19 protein-coding genes are annotated in these 17815 nt (G+C 49.1%); 5 read left to right on the top strand and 14 right to left on the bottom strand.

Annotated features, from left to right (window positions below; translation table 11 throughout):
• Nucleotides 1-30 precede the first annotated feature (30 nt).
• Nucleotides 31-873 (top strand): DMT family transporter, encoded by an 843-nt coding sequence (locus tag ACN0VA_RS15555; RefSeq protein ID WP_417822046.1) that lies wholly within the window; start codon nt 31-33, stop codon nt 871-873.
• Here the strand turns inward: ACN0VA_RS15555 and ACN0VA_RS15550 are convergent.
• Nucleotides 870-1565 carry a DUF4336 domain-containing protein gene (locus ACN0VA_RS15550; protein WP_417822045.1) on the bottom strand — a complete coding sequence of 232 codons (696 nt, stop codon included), beginning with the start codon at nt 1563-1565 and terminating at the stop codon, nt 870-872. The two genes, ACN0VA_RS15555 and ACN0VA_RS15550, sit on opposite strands and share 4 nt — an antisense overlap.
• 277 nt (nt 1566-1842) lie before the next feature.
• Here ACN0VA_RS15550 and ACN0VA_RS15545 point away from each other — a divergent pair, with 277 nt between their 5' ends.
• Both ACN0VA_RS15545 and ACN0VA_RS15540 read left to right on the top strand, forming a co-directional pair.
• Nucleotides 1843-2034: a hypothetical protein gene (locus ACN0VA_RS15545; RefSeq protein ID WP_417822044.1), complete on the top strand. Its 192-nt coding sequence runs from the start codon at nt 1843-1845 to the stop codon at nt 2032-2034.
• Nucleotides 2031-2900 (top strand): DMT family transporter, encoded by an 870-nt coding sequence (locus ACN0VA_RS15540; protein WP_417822042.1) that lies wholly within the window; start codon nt 2031-2033, stop codon nt 2898-2900. The genes ACN0VA_RS15545 and ACN0VA_RS15540 overlap by 4 nt, the downstream gene beginning before the upstream one ends.
• Nucleotides 2901-2902: 2 nt before the next feature.
• On the opposite strand, the gene ACN0VA_RS15535 is transcribed toward ACN0VA_RS15540, so the two are convergent.
• From ACN0VA_RS15535 to ACN0VA_RS15495, 9 genes are all read right to left on the bottom strand, one after another.
• The gene (locus ACN0VA_RS15535) at nt 2903-4150 is read right to left on the bottom strand and encodes a M16 family metallopeptidase (RefSeq protein ID WP_417822041.1); all 1248 of its coding nucleotides are present in this window, start codon (nt 4148-4150) and stop codon (nt 2903-2905) included.
• Complete coding sequence (gene thrC / locus ACN0VA_RS15530) at nt 4151-5539, bottom strand: threonine synthase (protein WP_417822040.1); 1389 nt, start codon at nt 5537-5539, stop codon at nt 4151-4153. It abuts the gene before it with no gap.
• 131 nt (nt 5540-5670) lie between these two features.
• A complete protein-coding gene (locus ACN0VA_RS15525; protein WP_417822039.1) occupies nt 5671-6429 on the bottom strand; it encodes an SDR family NAD(P)-dependent oxidoreductase in 759 nt (252 codons plus the stop codon).
• 152 nt (nt 6430-6581) lie between these two features.
• The gene (gene groL / locus ACN0VA_RS15520; protein WP_417822038.1) at nt 6582-8228 is read right to left on the bottom strand and encodes a chaperonin GroEL; all 1647 of its coding nucleotides are present in this window, start codon (nt 8226-8228) and stop codon (nt 6582-6584) included.
• Between the two features lie 62 nt (nt 8229-8290).
• Nucleotides 8291-8581 carry a co-chaperone GroES gene (gene groES, locus ACN0VA_RS15515; protein ID WP_188665609.1) on the bottom strand — a complete coding sequence of 97 codons (291 nt, stop codon included), beginning with the start codon at nt 8579-8581 and terminating at the stop codon, nt 8291-8293.
• 177 nt (nt 8582-8758) lie between these two features.
• Nucleotides 8759-10387: an ArnT family glycosyltransferase gene (locus ACN0VA_RS15510; RefSeq protein ID WP_417822037.1), complete on the bottom strand. Its 1629-nt coding sequence runs from the start codon at nt 10385-10387 to the stop codon at nt 8759-8761.
• Between the two features lie 59 nt (nt 10388-10446).
• On the bottom strand, nt 10447-11178 hold the full coding sequence (locus ACN0VA_RS15505) for a TVP38/TMEM64 family protein (RefSeq protein WP_417822036.1): 732 nt from the start codon (nt 11176-11178) through the stop codon (nt 10447-10449).
• Nucleotides 11175-11915 carry a glycosyltransferase family 2 protein gene (locus ACN0VA_RS15500; RefSeq protein ID WP_417822035.1) on the bottom strand — a complete coding sequence of 247 codons (741 nt, stop codon included), beginning with the start codon at nt 11913-11915 and terminating at the stop codon, nt 11175-11177. Before ACN0VA_RS15500 ends, ACN0VA_RS15505 begins: the two co-directional genes overlap by 4 nt.
• Nucleotides 11916-11999: 84 nt before the next feature.
• Nucleotides 12000-14186 carry a putative bifunctional diguanylate cyclase/phosphodiesterase gene (locus ACN0VA_RS15495; protein WP_417822034.1) on the bottom strand — a complete coding sequence of 729 codons (2187 nt, stop codon included), beginning with the start codon at nt 14184-14186 and terminating at the stop codon, nt 12000-12002.
• Between the two features lie 163 nt (nt 14187-14349).
• On the opposite strand from ACN0VA_RS15495, the gene ACN0VA_RS15490 reads away from it, so the two are divergent.
• A complete protein-coding gene (locus tag ACN0VA_RS15490) occupies nt 14350-14772 on the top strand; it encodes a rhodanese-like domain-containing protein (protein ID WP_417822033.1) in 423 nt (140 codons plus the stop codon).
• A gap of 22 nt (nt 14773-14794) precedes the next feature.
• Here ACN0VA_RS15490 and ccmB read toward each other — a convergent pair whose 3' ends face one another.
• Both ccmB and ccmA read right to left on the bottom strand, forming a co-directional pair.
• Entirely contained in the window at nt 14795-15460 is a 666-nt protein-coding gene (gene ccmB / locus ACN0VA_RS15485; protein WP_188665623.1) for a heme exporter protein CcmB, read from the bottom strand.
• Nucleotides 15460-16131 carry a heme ABC exporter ATP-binding protein CcmA gene (gene ccmA, locus ACN0VA_RS15480; protein ID WP_417822032.1) on the bottom strand — a complete coding sequence of 224 codons (672 nt, stop codon included), beginning with the start codon at nt 16129-16131 and terminating at the stop codon, nt 15460-15462. The genes ccmB and ccmA overlap by 1 nt, the downstream gene beginning before the upstream one ends.
• Before the next feature lie 74 nt (nt 16132-16205).
• Between ccmA and ACN0VA_RS15475 the strand changes: the two genes are divergently transcribed.
• Nucleotides 16206-16352, top strand: a complete 147-nt coding sequence (locus ACN0VA_RS15475) for a hypothetical protein (RefSeq protein ID WP_417822031.1) — start codon at nt 16206-16208, stop codon at nt 16350-16352.
• Between the two features lie 76 nt (nt 16353-16428).
• Here ACN0VA_RS15475 and ACN0VA_RS15470 read toward each other — a convergent pair whose 3' ends face one another.
• Nucleotides 16429-17070, bottom strand: a complete 642-nt coding sequence (locus ACN0VA_RS15470) for a substrate-binding periplasmic protein (RefSeq protein WP_417822030.1) — start codon at nt 17068-17070, stop codon at nt 16429-16431.
• Nucleotides 17071-17392: 322 nt separating this feature from the next.
• A partial coding sequence (locus ACN0VA_RS15465; RefSeq protein WP_417822029.1) for a phosphomethylpyrimidine synthase ThiC occupies nt 17393-17815 on the bottom strand: 423 nt, incomplete at its 5' end.

Here is a 17815-nt window from a genome sequence, read left to right as displayed (position 1 = left end):
TAGTTTGATTATTCTTTTTAAAGTTATTCCATGCACGCTTTTTTGCTTACAGCTTGCGCCTTGATCCCACTGGCAGCCAATTCTATCCTCTGTCGGCAAGCCCTTGAGACCGGCGCAATTGACGCAGCTTCTTTTACCTCCATTCGGATTATTTCCGGGGCTGTGATGCTGTGCCTGATCGTCCTGATCCGCCGCCGTCCCTTATCCAGACAAGACGGAAACATCAAAAGCGCCGCCATGCTGTTCACCTATATGGTGTTCTTTTCTTTTGCTTACCTTTCCCTAGGGGCCGGAACGGGGGCTTTGATTTTATTCGGGGCCGTTCAGCTTACCATGTTTGTCTATGCCCTTAAAATCGGGGAACATTTCAGTCTTTTATCCTGGCTGGGCCTGGGAACTGCCGTCAGCGGGATTATTTATCTGGTTTCCCCCGGTCTGAATGCACCGGACTTGATCGGAAGCCTTTTAATGATTATCGCCGGAATTGCATGGGGTCTTTATTCGCTGGCCGGACGGGGCACAACCAAACCACTGGAAAGCACCGCCATGAACTTTGTTTACTGCGTGGTGCCCGTTATTGTGATGAACCTGTTTTTTCTGGATCAAACTGTTCTCAGTAATCACGGCGTTCTTTTGGCAATTGCATCGGGAGCATTGGCCTCAGGCTGCGGCTATACCATTTGGTATTCGGCCTTGCGTTACCTGAAAGCCACCCAAGCTGCCACCGTTCAATTGTGCGTTCCAATCATTGCTGCCCTGGGTGGAACGGTACTGCTGGACGAAACCTTGACACTGCGTCTTATTCTGGCCTCTCTTGCCACATTGGGCGGGGTTGCCTTGGTCCTTTTACAACGCTCCCACAAAAAAAATTAAATCCACGACAGGGATTTTTCCAGAAAAGCCCGCGCATTACTGGGTTGCCATTCGCCGTGCGCCATGATGGCCTTTTCCACGGGTAAAGACAGCAAACGTTCCTTGGCTTTGCGAGTAGCTTCTCGTTTAAAAAAGCTTAATCGCCATTCAAGCGGAGCATACCCCCGCCCTTCGACGATCCCCCACAGTTTCGCAATCACGCGCTGCCACGTGTTCCAGTGTTTTTGAATGAAGGTCTCGCTGAAATTTTCCGATAGATCCGCCATAATAACGGTATGGGACGGACGATGGAAAAACACCACTTCATCCATAAAAAACGACCCGTTAAACCAGATCGAATCAAAGACATCACCCCATTCCTGCGGCGCTTGATCCCCAAGCACCCCTGTAAACTGCAAGTCTTTGCGTTTATCAATGGTCGATTGCGGTCCCCATAAACTGACGTTTGGATAAGCCTGTTGCCACGGCCCCAAAAACAGATGATGAATTTTATTGGGGCTGACCAGATGGGCAACCGTCCCCAATGCATCAATTTCCGTTTTTAAATCCGTACTCAGTTCAATCGGGGACCAGACCCATAATTTGTTTTCTGCCAGTCGTACAACGACCATACGGGTGGGATAGGGGCAACTGTAAAAATCCACCAGACCGCCTTCGCCAATCCAGATATCCTGTGCAACGTTGATTAACATCGTTATGTCCTTACCAATTTCCGCCAATAATTCGAAATGGCCTTGGGGGTGATTACACGCCGGGCAGACCGTTCTTGTCTTGCCTGCAACGACTCGATCGTTCCCGCATAGATTTCCGTCAACCGAATATTGTGTTCTTCCCAAAAACGACCAAACTGTGCGAAAAGAAGACTAGGCTCGTAAAGGCGATTTGACAAGTCAGCCTATATGAAGCTTTTCTTTTGGTTCAGAAAAAACTAGATTGGGCACAGATTTCGAAAGGAGCATTGAGAGACACATGTCTAACCCGTTCATCATTGGCCTGAAAACCAACCCGCAGCTTTTCTTCAACGAACTGGACACCATGGAGGTCCAAGCCATCGCGCAAGCTTGCCTACGCGTTCTGGAAACCCGTCATAAAGAAGGCGATATCGAGGCTGCCGGTTGTTTACAAAACGTCTATCGCGACGTTGCCAATATCGAACTGTGACCCGTTTTATCCCCCTCCTGTTTGTCTTTTTATGGAGCACCGGTTTTATCGGGGCCAAGTTCGGCCTGCCCTATGCCGAACCTTATACCTTCCTGTTTGTGCGCATGACACTCACCTGCGCCATTTTGCTTGTTGTCCTGCTGGTCCTAAAAAAAGAATGGCCTAAAAGCCGCCGCTTAGGCGGACATGTCGCAATCTCGGGCATTCTCATCCATGTCGGGTATCTTGGTGGGGTTTTTACAGCGATCAAAATGGGTCTACCTTCCGGCTTAACAGCTTTGATTGCAGGGTTTCAGCCTTTGCTGACGGCCTTTATTGCCAAACCTGTTCTCGGGGAAAATGTGCGCCCGGTTCAATGGGCAGGCTTGGTTCTCGGGATCACCGGAACGGTCTTGGTCCTCAGTGAAAAAATTGATCTGAACAATACCGCCTTGTTTGAAGGCTTCCCCTTAAGCGCCGTTTTTATTGCTTTTGGCGCGGTTGTCTGCATTACCATAAGTTCCGTCTATCAGAAAAAATATTGCACCACCATGCCGCTGATGAGCGGGACTTTCATCCAGTATTTTGCCGCCTGCCTGATTTACGGCCTGCTGGCCTCTGGTTTGGAAACAATGGAAATCCAGTGGACGGGGGAATTTATCTTCGCCCTGTTCTGGTTGATCTTCGTGCCCTCGTTCGGGGCCATCAGCTTATTGATGTGGATGATCAAACAAGGCGAAGCCTCCAAGGTGGCCAGCATGTTCTATCTGGTCCCGGCTGTAACAGCGTTGGAGGCCTTCTTCCTGTTTGGCGAAACACTTGGTCTAAGTGCCTTGATCGGTATGGCTGTGGTCAGCGTTGGCGTTGCCTTGGCTGTGCGAAATTAATCTTAAGCCGGTAACTTAAATTCGGGAATTTCTGTCAAGGGGCCAAGCGCGGTCAAAGTCGGTTTGCTGGCAAAGACACGGCGGGCCACCTTACAGACCGCATCCACATCAATGGCATCGATTTTTTCAACCACTTCTTCTACCGGAATAATACGGTTAAACACTGTCAATTGGCGGGCCAATTGTTCACATCGGGTTGAAGTACTTTCCAAAGACATCAAAATACTGGACTTCAACTGGGCGCGTGCGCGTTGCACTTCATCTTCGCTGACGCGCTCACAAACTTTGGCAATTTCATCAGCCAATACCGGAACCAGTTCTTTCATTTCATCGCGGCCCGTACCGGCATAAAGCCCCAGCATCCCGCCATCATCATAGGCAGAAACAAAGCTATAGATCGAATAGACCAGCCCGCGTTTTTCACGGATTTCCTGAAACAGTCGCGACGACATGCCGCCGCCAAACAGGGTCGACATAACCGATAGGCTGTAAAATTCGGGATCATCATATTTAACCGCATCAAACCCGGCAACCAAATGAACCTGTTCCAGATTGGGGCGATTTTCCACAAAATGCCCCCCGACATAACGGGTCGGTTCCGGCAAAATCTGTGTTTCACGCGGCAAAGAGGTAAACTTTTCTTCGACCATTGCCACCAATGTGTCATGGTCCACATTGCCAGACGCACTAAAGACCATGCGCGACGTCGCATAATTATCCTGCATATAAGACAAGACGGTTTCACGAGACAGGGATTTGACGATATCGGCTTCGCCCAAAACCGGACGGCCCATTGCCTGATCGGGATAGGCCGTCAGTTGGAAATGATCAAAAACAATATCATCCGGCGTATCATTGGCTTGATAAATTTCCTGTAAAATGACACTGCGTTCACGTTCCAGTTCTTCACCATCAATCACGGAATTCTGCAAGATGTCTGAAATGATATCAACCGCCAGGGCGACATCCTCTTTCAATACCTTGGCATAATAGGCCGTGTTTTCCCGCGATGTATAGGCATTGATATGCCCGCCGACATTTTCAATCTCTTCGGCCAGTTGCAAGGCATTGCGCGTCGTCGTCCCCTTAAAGGCCATATGTTCCAGCATATGTGAAATGCCGTTGAGTTCCGGCTTTTCGTGACGGGCACCAATTTCAATCCATGCACCGAGTGAAACCGACTGGACAGACGCCATGTGGTTGGAGACAACGCGCAAGCCGTTGTCCAGTGTCGTAATACGAACGTTCATTTAGGCAAGAGTCTTTTCAATATAGGACTGAATGGTGGGTAAATCATTTTCCAGCACGTCAAAACGTTCTTCACGATCAAACAAATCGCTTAGACGTTCCGGCAAGGCCGGATGAACACCGGAAGCCTCTTCAACCGCCGCCGGGAATTTCGCCGGATGCGCCGTTGCCAAAGCAATGGTGACCGCATCGGTTTTCACCGCATCGCGCGCAACCGCGCAACCGATGACACTATGCGGATCCAACAATTCGCCGGTTTGCTGATAAAAGGCGTTAATCGCCTGTTTGGTGGCTTCATCATCCAAACATTGGGCCGTGAAATCTTCACACATGGCTTTCCAGCGATCTGTACCGAAATCAACTTCGCCGGTATCGCGGAAATCTGCCAAAGCCTGTGCCAAGGCAGAACCATCCGCCTTGTAATGTTGTGCCAGCAAACGTTCGAAGTTGGATGAAATTTGAATATCCATTGACGGGGATAAGCTGGGTTCCACCGTTTCCATTTTCATCACACCCGTTTTGAAATAGCGGGTTAAAATGTCATTGCGGTTGGACCCGATCACAAAACTTTCGATCGGCAAACCCATTTTCTTGGCACAATATCCGGCAAAAACGTTGCCAAAGTTCCCGGTCGGCACGGCAAAACGGGTCTTGCGATCCGGTGCACCGACCTGAACAGCCGCCCAGAAATAATAGGCGATTTGCGCCATAATACGCGCCCAGTTGATCGAGTTCACCGCAGATAAGTTATATTTATCGCGGAAATCCATATCATTAAACATGGCCTTAACCGCATCCTGACAATCATCAAATGTGCCTTCCAAGGCGATATTGTGTACGTTGGAAGACATGATTGTCGTCATTTGGCGGCGTTGTACATCAGACACGCGCCCTTTCGGATGCATAATGAAAATATCAATACATTCACGGTCACGACAGGCTTCAATCGCAGCGGACCCGGTATCGCCGGATGTGGCGCCCACGATGGTCACGCGTTCCCCGCGTTTTTTCAATATATAATCAAATAAACGACCCAGTAATTGCAGTGCATAATCTTTAAAGGCCAAGGTCGGGCCGTGGAACAGTTCCATGACCCATTGGTCAGAATCCAGTTGTTTTAACGGAGCAACCGCCGGATGACCGAAATCCTTGTAAGCATCCTGCACCAATTCGTTAAAATCCGCATGCGGGATAGAGCCTTCCACAAACGGGTACATCACACGAACAGCCATATCGGCATAGGATAAGCCGCGCATCTCGCGGATATCCTCGGTGCTGAACTGCGGCCAGCTTTCCGGCAGATACAGGCCGCCATCACGGGCCAAACCTGTCAAAAGAACATCATCAAAGGAAAGTGCGGGCGCCTTGCCGCGGGTGGAAACGTATTGCACCTTGGACCTCTTTGCATCGAGACAAAAACCTAGACGCGCTGTTTAACATGCTTTGCAGTAGAGTCCAATAAACAAAACGGCCCTTACACAGGTAAGGACCGTTCCGTTTCAAATGCGGTTTAAACAACCGATTATTTAGGGGCCATACGCAGGGCACCGTCCATACGAATGACTTCACCGGACAGATAGGCATTATTGACGATATGGTTGACCAAATCGGCATATTCTTGCGGTTTGCCCATACGACCGCAAGGTACAGATTTATTCAAAGCTTCTTGAACTTCGTCGGGCATACCCAACAACATTGGTGTTGCCATGATCCCCGGTGCAATCGTCATAACACGGATGCCTTTGGGGGCCATTTCACGGGCCACCGGCAATGTTAGGGAAGCCACCCCGCCTTTGGAGGCTGCATAGGCCGCTTGACCGATTTGACCATCGGCAAATGCGATAGAGGCCGTATTGACCACAACGCCGCGCTCTTCCCCATTCACCGGGTCCAATTCCAGCATGTCGGCGCACGCCAGTCGGGTCATATTGAATGTCCCCACCAGATTGACGTTAATCACTTTGGAGAAAAGGTCCAGATCGTGTGCACCATTGCGCCCCACGATTTTAGAAGCCGGTGCAATCCCTGCACAAGACACAACGATACGGGCCGGGCCATGTGCTTCGCGCGCACTGGCAAATGCCGCTTCGGCGCTGGCGGCATCGGACACGTTACATTCAACCGCAATCCCACCAATTTCATCAGCGACTTTTTGCGCAGCTTCCACATTCATGTCGAAAATGGCAACTTTCGCCCCTTCGTTTGCAAGTTTGCGTGCCGTGGCTTCCCCCAAACCGGACGCACCACCTGTAACGATTGCCGCCAAACCTTGAACGTTCATATCCTTCTCCTTAAAAATGTTTACCTTTACGTCAACGTAAACTTGAAGAAGCTTATATCAAAGACCGCCGCGCCCTGCAAAGAAAAAAGGGCCGCACCAAATAGGCACGACCCCTTTTTAATAAGCTTGTAAAGCTGATGGTTAGTCTGGACTTAGAAGCCCATGCCACCCATACCGCCCATACCGCCCATGTCAGGCATTGCCGGAGCAGCACCTGCAGGTTCCGGCTTATCAGCAACCATTGCTTCGGTTGTGATCAGCAGACCGGCAACAGAGGCCGCATCTTGCAGAGCTGCGCGAACAACTTTAACCGGGTCGATAACGCCCGCAGCCACCAGATCGGTATATTCACCAGTTTGTGCGTTGAAACCGAAGCTAGTGTCATCAGATTCCAGCAATTTACCAGCAACAACCGCACCGTCGTGACCCGCGTTTTCCGCGATTTGACGGATCGGCGCTTGCAACGCACGACGGATGATGTCGATACCAACTTTCTGATCCGGGTTTTCACCTTCCAGACCTTCCAGTGCTTTGGTTGCGTACAACAGGGCTGTACCACCACCGGAAACAATGCCTTCTTCAACAGCAGCGCGTGTCGCGTGCAGGGCATCGTCAACGCGATCTTTGCGTTCTTTCACTTCGATCTCGGTTGCACCACCAACCTGAATAACAGCAACACCGCCGGCTAGTTTCGCCAGACGTTCCTGCAGTTTTTCACGGTCATAGTCAGAAGTTGTTTCTTCAACTTGCGCTTTGATCTGGTTGCAACGTGCAACGATATCGTCTTTGTCGCCTGCACCTTCAACGATTGTGGTTTCTTCTTTGGTGATAACCACAGACTTGGCAGTCCCCAACATGTCGATTGTCACGCTGTCCAGTTTCACACCCAGTTCGTCGGAAACGAGTTGGCCGTTTGTCAGGATGGCGATGTCTTGCAACATAGCTTTACGACGATCACCAAAGCCCGGTGCTTTAACCGCAGCAACTTTCAAACCACCGCGCAGCTTGTTGACAACCAAAGTTGCCAGTGCTTCGCCTTCGATGTCTTCCGCGATGATCAGCAGCGGACGGGAAGACTGAACAGAGGCTTCCAGAAGCGGCAACATCGGCTGCAAAGAGCTCAGTTTACCTTCGTTGATCAGGATGTACGGGTTTTCCAACTCGCAAATCATTTTTTCAGAGTTGGTTACGAAGTACGGAGACGTGTAACCACGGTCAAACTGCATACCTTCAACAACGTCAAGCGTCGTATCCAGACCTTTTGCTTCTTCAACAGTGATAACGCCTTCGTTGCCGACTTTATCCATTGCTTGTGCAATCAGGTCACCAACAGTTTTTTCACCGTTGGCAGAGATTGTACCAACCTGCGCAACTTCTTCGTTTGTAGAAACCGGCTTGGAACGGCCTTTAACGTCTTCAACAACCTTTGAAACCGCAATGTCGATACCGCGTTTCAGGTCCATCGGGTTCATGCCAGCCGCAACGGATTTTGTGCCTTCGCGAACGATAGCCTGCGCCAAAACAGTTGCGGTTGTTGTACCGTCACCAGCCAAATCGGCTGTTTTGGACGCAACTTCTTTGATCATTTGCGCGCCCATGTTCTGGAATTTGTCTTCCAGTGTGATTTCCTTGGCGACAGACACACCGTCTTTTGTGACACGCGGAGCGCCGAAGGATTTGTCCAGAACAACGTTACGGCCTTTGGGACCGAGTGTTACTTTTACAGCGTTTGCAAGAAGGTCAACACCTTCGAGCATTTTTGCACGAGCTTCTGTGCCGAATTTAATTTCTTTAGCCATGTGAGCTAGACCCTTATTTTAAGCAGTCAAAATTATCTATGAAACGTGATTAACAAAGCCGATTAAGCTTCGATCACACCCATGATGTCGGATTCTTTCATAATCAACAGATCGTCACCGTCGACTTTGACTTCTGTACCGGACCATTTGCCGAACAGAACGCGGTCACCCGCTTTTACGTCAAGTGCGACAAACTCGCCGTCTTTATTGCGCACACCGGCACCCACAGCGATCACTTCGCCTTCGGACGGTTTTTCTTGCGCAGCTTCCGGCAAAATAATGCCGCCAGCGGTTTTAGTTTCTTGCTCTACGCGTTTTACGAGGACGCGATCGTGCAGAGGACGAAATTTCATGGTTTTAAACTCCGTGATAGTCACCAAAGTAATGACCCAAACGAGTCAATGATTAGCACTCGTTAGGTCCGAGTGCTAACAGAGGTAATTTGTGACCTCATTTCTGTCAAGCTATGAATTACTATTTTTTAATGACTCGTCGATAAAACCTGCATTGCACCGCAACATTTGCAGGGCTTATTCTTTACCGCGACGGTGGAGGAGATCAAACTCTCCCCCCAGTTTTTCCACATCAAAAATGATAAAATTACTGCCGCGGAAATCTTGCACAAAATCAACAGCCTCATCATCCGGAGCAGGCTGTTTCCAGAGTGTAATCACTTTGCTGCGCGGATGGACACGCAACCAATCAAACATATCTTCTCCACGACCAGTTGCCAATTCTGCAATCGGTTGTTCCAAACGCCCTAAAAACTGGAATGTGCCATGATACTTACCGACAAAGGCGACTTCGTATCCGTCGTCTTGCATGCTTTTGATCTCACGTCCCATCGCATGCAGATCAAACGACTGCGCAAGATAAGGTGCAAGCGCAAGATGAAGCGCAACCACAAAGCCGCCCATCATGCTGGTAAAACCAATCACCGCAGATTTATTATTCAAAACCGGTTTGGCAATCATATAGAGCGCGATCATTAAGGGGATCAGCATCCAATAAGTCGGCAATATCCCCACCCAATCGGGCAATTTGCGGATCGGTAAAAAAGGCACCGCAATTAACGTCACGTTCAGTACGATCATAAAACCGGCAGGCAATAAACGCCCCAACCGGGATGAAAACAATTCACCTTCATCCAGCACACGCGCCAAGACAAAGGCAAAGGCAGGAAAGATCGGCAACAAGTAATGCAGTTGTTTACCACTGATCAAGGAAAAGGCCACGAAGATTGGCACAAACCACAACAGGCAAAACCGGATCTGGCTTTCTTTAAAAATAACGCCTGCCTTTTGGATCAAACCGCGCCATAAGCTCGGCCAAAGGACCCAAGGCAGTAATAAGGGACCGATAACAGCCAGATACCACCACCACGGGCGCGCATGGGCAAAAGATTTCACCACTCGTCCCGCCGTTTGCCCCCAAAATATTGCATTGCGATATTCTTCACCGCCTTGAATACCGGCCGGGATTGCCCAAGCCAAGGCAATAACCGCCCCGCCCAGTACACAAAGCAAAATATTCAAATACCACCGTTTGCGATTCTGGATGCGTTTTTCACGATCCCAAAACGGTAACAACAAGGCAATTGGCAAAATTTGCAGCAAGATCACCGGCCCCTTGGCCAGAACACCAAAACCAATGGCAAGGGCCAAAAACCACCAGCCTTTCACATCGCCATCACGCCAGACCATTAACAGACCAAGCAATCCCCACAGGGTACAGGCGGCAACCAGCATGTCGAACATCGTAACTGTGGTAAAAACAGTCCAAAAAGCCGCACCCAGTAAAATGATCGGTGAAAGATCCGCAATCATCGGACGTTCGGGCCACAGTTTTTGTGCCATGCTGCGGGTTAAAAACAAACACGCCAATGCAAACAAGGGTGCAACCAACGGGGGCCACCAGTCATTCACCCCCAAAATCGCCCAGCCTGCATTCATTAACCAAAATAGCAAAGGTGGTTTGTGGCTGTAGGTTTCTCCGTTCAAATGCGGAACGATGAAATCACCGCGTTGCCACATTTCCCACGCCACCGCCAAATAGCGTGTTTCATCCACCGGCAAGGCCGGACGGGTCCAGATCGCAACCACGACCAACACCAACCACATGACTGTAAACGTGACGGGAGACCAGTATTTCTGCAACATTATCCACACTTTCCTTGCCGATAGGCGACGGGCGTTTATGACATTGAAAAAGGTTGGCTTCAAGCCTGCGATGAAGAAGAACCGCGATCACATTCGCGAACAATGGCTTCGGCCTCGTCTTCATCACCACTCAGCTGGCTTTCAATCTCGCGGCCCAATGTTTTGCCATGACGATATCGACGATAAAGATAGACCCCCAGCAAGCCGGAGCATAAAAATAACACCACACTTAACCCGATGCGCCAAACCGGGTCCACGTCTACACCACTGCCCGCCAAGGCAAACACAATCGTTTGCGGGATATATCCAACAAGTGAGCCAATCACAAAAGGCAGCGCCCGCACACCGGACACCCCGGCCGCTGCATTCGTTGCAACGTTACTACCCGCTGGCAATAAACGGATTAACAAAGACATCAGGAACGGACTTTCCGACAAAAACTCATCAATCCGTTTCACCTTGCGTGGAAATTTGCGTTTAACAAAATTTCGCCCCAAGGCCCGTGCGTAAGTAAAAGTCAAAATACAGCCCACGCCAACGGCCAATACCGTGATCGTGGTGCCTTTCACAACGCCAAACGCATAACCGCCCATAAATGCCAAAATTTGACGCGGGAAACCAACAGCTGCCAACACACCGCCCAGCGAAATGAAAATCACCCAGCCTTTTAAGCCCTGACCGCGCACATTCTCATCGATCCAGCTTTCATCCATCCCCAAGGACAACAGATAAGCCGCCCCGGCGAGCGAACAGAGGAAAACCAGGCCCTTTATGAAGACCTTAAAATTCATGCGTCTTCCTTGGACGGTACAATCTCAGGAACCTTGCCCCGGCTTTGCAACCACATCACACCCATAATATCGACAATGCCGACCCACAAACGGTTCCACATGCCGTATTTAGATATCCCACGTTCACGTGCACGGTGATTAACCTGTACCGACTGCACACGCCCACCACGCCGGATCATCAATGCCGGTAAAAACCGATGCATGTGATTAAAATAAGGCAGATCAAGGAATGCTTCACGGGTAAAAACTTTTAAACCGCAGCCGGTATCGGGCGTGTTGTCGCCCAACAGACCAGCACGAATTTTATTGGCATTGCGCGATTGCCATAATTTGAAAGCGCTGTCGTGACGCTTGGCCCGCCATCCTGCCATCAACAGAAAATCCTGATTATCGTCTTTGACCAATTCGTCATACAATGCTGGAATGTCCGCCGGATCGTTCTGCCCGTCCCCGTCCAGTGTTGCAATCACACGCCCTTGGGCCTGTTTCACACCTGTACGTACAGCCGTACTTTGACCACAGGATTGACGGTGCGTCACCACACGCAGGTTATCCAGCTTGGCCTGCATATCGCGTAATTTTTGCGGGGTGTCATCATCACTGCCATCATCCACATAAACGATTTCAAACGAGATTTTCCCCTCCAGCGCCGCGCAAATTTCTTCAATCAGGGGCTGGATGTTTTCCGCTTCATTTTTAACGGGAACAACAACGGACATCTCTGGTGTGGTGGTCATGGGCAGTCAGCCTTGCTTGTATGGCATTTGAAACGCCGCGCATTATGGCCTTTTCATCCACTTTGTCTAGGATGAACTTTGCAATCACTGTGCAGCCAAAGCCGATTGTGTACGCATTTTCACAAAAGCTTCAAAATCAACCGCCGCCATTGGCTTGCCATACAGATATCCCTGAATTTCATCACACCCGAGTTTACGCAAAAATTCCAGTTGGAAATCTTCTTCCACACCTTCGGCTGTAATTTCCATACCGAAGCTATGACCCATTGTCACAACTGCACGCGCAATCACGCCCTCACTATGCAGGTCGGTGATTTCATCCACAAAGGCCTTGTCAATCTTGATGCGTTTTACCGGGAAACGTTTCAGATAATTCAAACTGGAATATCCCGTTCCGAAATCATCAATGGAAAGCGAAACCCCCAAGCCCCGCAAACCTTCTAAAATCGTGATGGTTTCTTCAACATTTTTCATAACCGCACTTTCGGTTATTTCCAGTTCCAGTAAATGCGGCTGTAGTCCAGTTTCCAACAACACGCGTCGAACCTGGGAAACAATACACGTTTGCGTCAACTGCACAGCAGACACGTTGACCGCAACTTTCAAATCACCCAGCCCGTCCGCCTGCCAACGCCGAACCTGTCGACACGCGGCACGTAAAACCCATTCGCCAATCGACACGATCAACTGACTGCGTTCTGCAATCGGGATAAACAAGGCCGGTGACATAAATCCGCGTTCAGGATGGTTCCAACGCACCAAGGCTTCCATTCCCGAAACACGATTGTTTTTGACGTCTAGTTTTGGCTGGAAATAAACTTCAAGCTCTTCATTGATCAGTGCTTTTTTAAGGTCACGTTCAATGACTTGACGCTCCAAGGCCTGCTTGTTCATTTCTTCTGCGTAAAAATGATAGCTCGCACCCTGGTCCTGTTTGGCCCGCTTACAGGCCAAGGCGACATGTTGCAAAACATCTTCGACCGAACTGTCTTCCTTTTCCAGCAATGTAATGCCCAGCGAACAGCTCACATCAATCTCGTCCTTCTGCCAATGAATCGACTGACTGATATGTTCCGTTATTTTTTGGGCCAAAACCGATGCGTCGTCACTGTTTGAAATATCAAACTGGATCAAGGCAAATTCATCCGCACTTAAACGTGCCAATGTATCAGATTCGCGTACCAGGCCTTGTAAACGATCCCCGACCGTTTGCAAAACTGCATCGCCGCCTTGCGACCCATAGGCCTGATTAATGGCATTAAATCCGTCTAGATCAATTAAATGGACAGCGGCTTTTATATCTGCCCGTTTCATTTGACGTAAAACTTGCCGACACCGATCCATAAACAAATCTCGGTTCGCCAATCCGGTCAGCGTATCGGTATATGCAATTTTCTTAAGATGATCGGATGTAAACACACCCTTTGACGCATCCAGTGCCTTTTCAACGCGTTCACGCTCGCTTGCTTCCCGGCGTAATTCCCGCACCGTTTCATTCAATTCTTTTGTACGCTCAACCACCTCTGTTTCAAGGCGATTGTTATTTTCCTGTAAACTGTCTTGCTGCATACGGATTTCACCAAAGGCAGCTGATAAACGCTTCAACAGATCATTAAAAGCCAAGGCCACATCACCAAGTTCATTATTTCTGCTTTTCTCAATCAGATGTGATTCAGGGTGCGCCAAATCAACACAGGCGTCCGTCATCCGGCTGCGCAACGTGCGGATCGGGCGCAACATCAGACGATCCAAGATCACCATTGTCACAACCGTCACAAAAAATGAAATCAACAGAACAAGTCCGATAATCCGCCAGATAAAGGCCTGAATTTGTCCCGGTATTTCCGATTTATCCAGCACCGCCGTAACATATAATGGATATCCCAGCTTTTGCGGTGTCCAGGTCACCGTAAATGTTTCTTTATTCGGTGCCAAAATGCTGTGTTGTGACAGTTTGGCAATTTCGTGCCCCGCGTCATCAACCACCTCTGCAGAAATCAAGACAGAGCCACTTCCGATCATCGGCGCCATCTTCTTCATGGTTTGTGGGCCATCCGCACTAATCTCAAGCCATGCACGTACAACTGTGAAACCTTCGCGTTCAACCTCCAACAATCGGTCACGTTCAAAATTATTAACCGAAAAAATCAGAATCGCCCCTTCGACAATTAAAATTGCCAAAAAGACGGCCCCTGTTACATGACGGCATAAACGGCAATGGAACAGGGTTTCCAAAAAGTATTTTGAAGATAAGGTTTGCAAAGGCGCCATAATAATTTTCGATATTGTTTGAGAAGCATTTCATTAGACAATACCAATATACGCTTTGAATTGCAGTTCACGCTCGTTCACACATGCGTGAACATTTTATTTGCAGGATCTGTAAACAGGTGTAACAAGAATGCATCGCGACGCAATACCAAGGGAGTCCACCGTGTCTGAACCATATGCCGGAGATATCACCCCCAAGCAGGCTTGGGAAATCCTTCAATCGTCCAAAGACGCCGTTTTAATCGACGTACGGACCGAGGCCGAATGGGCCTGGGTCGGTCAAGTTAATCTATCTTCCTTGGAAAAAGAACATCTGTTGGTGGAATGGAACCGCTTTCCCGGTGGGATGCGCAACGAAACCTTTGTCGAAGATGTCGCCAAACTGGTGCCGAACCAAACAACAGAACTCCTTATGCTCTGTCGGTCCGGTGTGCGCTCCAAATATGCCGCCATCGCCCTGACGGCTGCCGGTTACAAAACCTGTTATAATATCGAAGGTGGATTTGAAGGCGACCACGACGATCAACGCCATCGCGGCACCGTCAACGGCTGGAAAGTTGCTGGCCTACCGTGGATGCAGGGCTAACCCTGCATTCCACTTTATATTATTATTCGACTGACTGACGAACGGCGGCGGCTGCCGCAAACGGACAGAAGGCAAGACAGGCAAACAAAATCCCCGACAAAATCAGGATTTGTGATTTTACCGCAAATCCGCCAATTGCAGCTTCAATTAATCCCACGCCGAAAATCAAAACGGGCACGAACAGCGGCAGAACCAGCAGGGAGATTAACACCCCGCCGCGCCGTGACCCCAACACAAGAGCCGCCCCGATTGCCCCGATCAAACTTAACGCCGGGGTGCCGAGCAACAAGGCCAACATCAACATGGCAAAACCGTTGCCGTCCATATTCATCAAAACCGCCAATAAGGGCGAGGCAATCATTAAAGGCAGGCCTGTTGTCAGCCAATGCGCGGTAATTTTGGCCAACACAATGATTTCCAACGGCATGGGGCTTAAGGTCAGTAGTTCCAGCGAGCCATCTTCATAATCGGTTTGAAACAGACGTTCCAACGACAGCATAGAGGCCAAAAGGGCGGCAACAAAAATCACCCCGCTGGCAACACGGGCAAGAATATTGCCTTCAGGTCCAATCCCGAACGGAAATAACACAACCGTCAAAACGAAAAACATCACGACCATCACGCTGTCACTGCCTTGACGCAGGGCAAGACGCAAATCACGGCGTACAATAGAAAGAAAACGACCCATTAGATGCCCTCCGCCAGTAAAGACGCACTTTCGTGACCGCGTGCAGCACTGAATTCACTAACATTTAAAATTTGCTGGTCTTTGATGTTCATATCGGAATGTGTTGAAAGAACCACCATGCCCCCGTTGGCGCGGTGACTTTCAATCACATCTTCGAGTTTTTTGATGGATTCCTTGTCCAATGCCGTTGTTGGTTCATCTAACAACCACAAAGGAGATTTCGACGCAATGATGCGGGCGAGATTGGCACGGCGTTTTTGTCCGGCAGACAAGAAGCGTCCCGGCACGTCGATCAAATGACCAATGGAAAAAATATCCAGAGCTTCTTTAAAATTGGCTTGGGCTTCGGACGCATCACTACGCAGACCCGCCCAGAATTTCAGATTCTCTTCCACCGTCAGGACCGGCTTGATCGCGTCATGGTGTCCGACATAGTGCAACCGTTCACGGTGTTCATCCATATCGTCAGCGACCACCTGATCATCCCACAACATGTCACCGCTGGCGGCGTGAAGCAACCCGGCCATCATGCGCAGCAAGGAAGACTTCCCCGCGCCATTATGACCAATCAGGGTCAAGCACCCCCCACTTTCCATCGCAAAATTCAATTTTGAAAAGACCAGTCGCTCCCCTCGGATACAGACCAAATCCCGTCCTGCAAAAGTCGCCATGACTTTCCCCTTCATATCGTTCAGCCTATTGTTAAAACAAATCATCCCCGGGGGGCAAGTCCGAGGATGATTTGATGAGTTCTAGCATGATCGATTCGGTTATGGTCCAAGCGGTGTATCGAGAAAGTGTGTTTGATGGGATAAAACCGTTTAAGGGCTTTGGGGATTATCGCGAGGGGGATATTCCTCAACACACCGTTCTTTCCATGTTTCTTATTTAACACTGTAAATAGGGCAGTATTATGCGCGAAAGCTGCCTTTTTTTGCCTTATTTAATTTTTTTGGAAAAAACAGACCTTATCGAAGATTGCGGGCAATGATTTGCTTGATCATGCCATTCGATTTCAACTTATCAATGGCTTGATTGATATCTTTCAATCGGTTTTCCAAGGATCGATGTAAACGCACGGATACTTCAACGGAATAATAAGGGTCGCCAAACTGAACCTTAAATTTATGGGAATTGATGTGAAACGAGGCCGCATGACGTTCCAATACGCCAACGTCCACCTTGCGTTCATGCACCAGTTGCAAAACTTCCAACGGGTTGTCCCCATCCACGCGGCGCCCATAATTATCCTGACCGGGATATGTAAACCCGCGAATACCTGCAACCGTTTTATCGGTTAAAACGGATGTGTCCGGAACGGGAAACTTTTTCCCCTTTGGAAAAACAAAAACTTCAATCAAATGATATATCGGCTTGCTGAAGACATGAACGTCTTGTTGTTTTGGAAACCAGACTTCATTCAAACAACAATCAACCGTCACATCCCCTGTTTTAAATTTCTCGCGCCCTTGCGCAATCGTAAAATCGGTGAACTTTAAATCCACGCCTATTTCATGGGCAATCGCAGACATAATATCCACATTGATCCCACCGGGCCCAAATCCATTGCGATGTTTAAACGGGGAAAGATCGGCATGTTGTACAGACATAACCCATTCTTGCGCAGATACCTTGACAGATATGCCCAAAGCCGCCGACAAAAAAATCAGAAACAGTCTTTTACGTATTTCCCGAGCAAACATTTTTATATCGTTCATTTTGTGACGCGACAGGCTTTTTTTATAAACTTATGATGGAAGACCCTCGCACAACCTAATTATGTGAATATTACAGGGAAATTCCAGTATAAATATTGACCGGACACTCAATTTTTTCAATTTTCATAACGGAGTATGAATTTCTTACGTATTTTAGCGTAAAAAAAGGGTGCCTCACGACACCCTTTTAAAAGTTTCATCTCAATTTTTAGGTTTATTCTGCGGCATCGATCTTTTTATAAATCTCGCCGCCTTCTTTTTTGAACTTCTCCGACATTTCGGCCATGCCTTTTTGCGCCTCTGCCTTCACTTCATGGCTGATGCGCATGGAGCAGAACTTCGGCCCGCACATGGAGCAGAAGTGTGCGATTTTCGCGCCTTCCGCCGGCAGGGTTTCGTCGTGGAATTCCAATGATTTTTCCGAATCAAGCGCCAAATGGAACTGATCGCGCCAACGGAACTCAAAACGCGCCTTGCTCATGGCGTCATCACGCAGACGCGCCCCAGGATGTCCTTTGGCCAGATCGGCAGAATGGGCAGCAACCTTATAGGCCATCACGCCTTCTTTCACATCGTCCCGGTTGGGCAGGCCCAAATGTTCTTTCGGGGTGACGTAACATAACATCGCACAACCATA

The organism is Terasakiella sp. (assembly GCF_048267425.1).
Lineage (GTDB): Bacteria > Pseudomonadota > Alphaproteobacteria > Rhodospirillales > Terasakiellaceae > Terasakiella.
Note: the sequence above shows the minus strand (reverse complement) of the source record. Positions and strands in the feature narration are given on the sequence as shown.

Coding starts and splice junctions, on each gene's coding strand:
- ACN0VA_RS15545 (WP_417822044.1), top strand. CDS start 1,843: ATGTCTAACCCGTTCATCATTGGCCTGAAAACCAACCCGCAGCTTTTC.
- ACN0VA_RS15535 (WP_417822041.1), bottom strand. CDS start 4,150: ATGAACGTTCGTATTACGACACTGGACAACGGCTTGCGCGTTGTCTCC.
- ACN0VA_RS15495 (WP_417822034.1), bottom strand. CDS start 14,186: ATGGCGCCTTTGCAAACCTTATCTTCAAAATACTTTTTGGAAACCCTG.
- ACN0VA_RS15550 (WP_417822045.1), bottom strand. CDS start 1,565: ATGTTAATCAACGTTGCACAGGATATCTGGATTGGCGAAGGCGGTCTG.
- ccmA (WP_417822032.1), bottom strand. CDS start 16,131: ATGGCGACTTTTGCAGGACGGGATTTGGTCTGTATCCGAGGGGAGCGA.
- ACN0VA_RS15510 (WP_417822037.1), bottom strand. CDS start 10,387: ATGTTGCAGAAATACTGGTCTCCCGTCACGTTTACAGTCATGTGGTTG.
- groES (WP_188665609.1), bottom strand. CDS start 8,581: ATGAAATTTCGTCCTCTGCACGATCGCGTCCTCGTAAAACGCGTAGAG.
- ACN0VA_RS15505 (WP_417822036.1), bottom strand. CDS start 11,178: ATGAATTTTAAGGTCTTCATAAAGGGCCTGGTTTTCCTCTGTTCGCTC.
- ACN0VA_RS15525 (WP_417822039.1), bottom strand. CDS start 6,429: ATGAACGTTCAAGGTTTGGCGGCAATCGTTACAGGTGGTGCGTCCGGT.
- ACN0VA_RS15555 (WP_417822046.1), top strand. CDS start 31: ATGCACGCTTTTTTGCTTACAGCTTGCGCCTTGATCCCACTGGCAGCC.
- ACN0VA_RS15500 (WP_417822035.1), bottom strand. CDS start 11,915: ATGACCACCACACCAGAGATGTCCGTTGTTGTTCCCGTTAAAAATGAA.
- ccmB (WP_188665623.1), bottom strand. CDS start 15,460: ATGGGTCGTTTTCTTTCTATTGTACGCCGTGATTTGCGTCTTGCCCTG.
- ACN0VA_RS15470 (WP_417822030.1), bottom strand. CDS start 17,070: ATGTCTGTACAACATGCCGATCTTTCCCCGTTTAAACATCGCAATGGA.
- ACN0VA_RS15475 (WP_417822031.1), top strand. CDS start 16,206: ATGAGTTCTAGCATGATCGATTCGGTTATGGTCCAAGCGGTGTATCGA.
- groL (WP_417822038.1), bottom strand. CDS start 8,228: ATGGCTAAAGAAATTAAATTCGGCACAGAAGCTCGTGCAAAAATGCTC.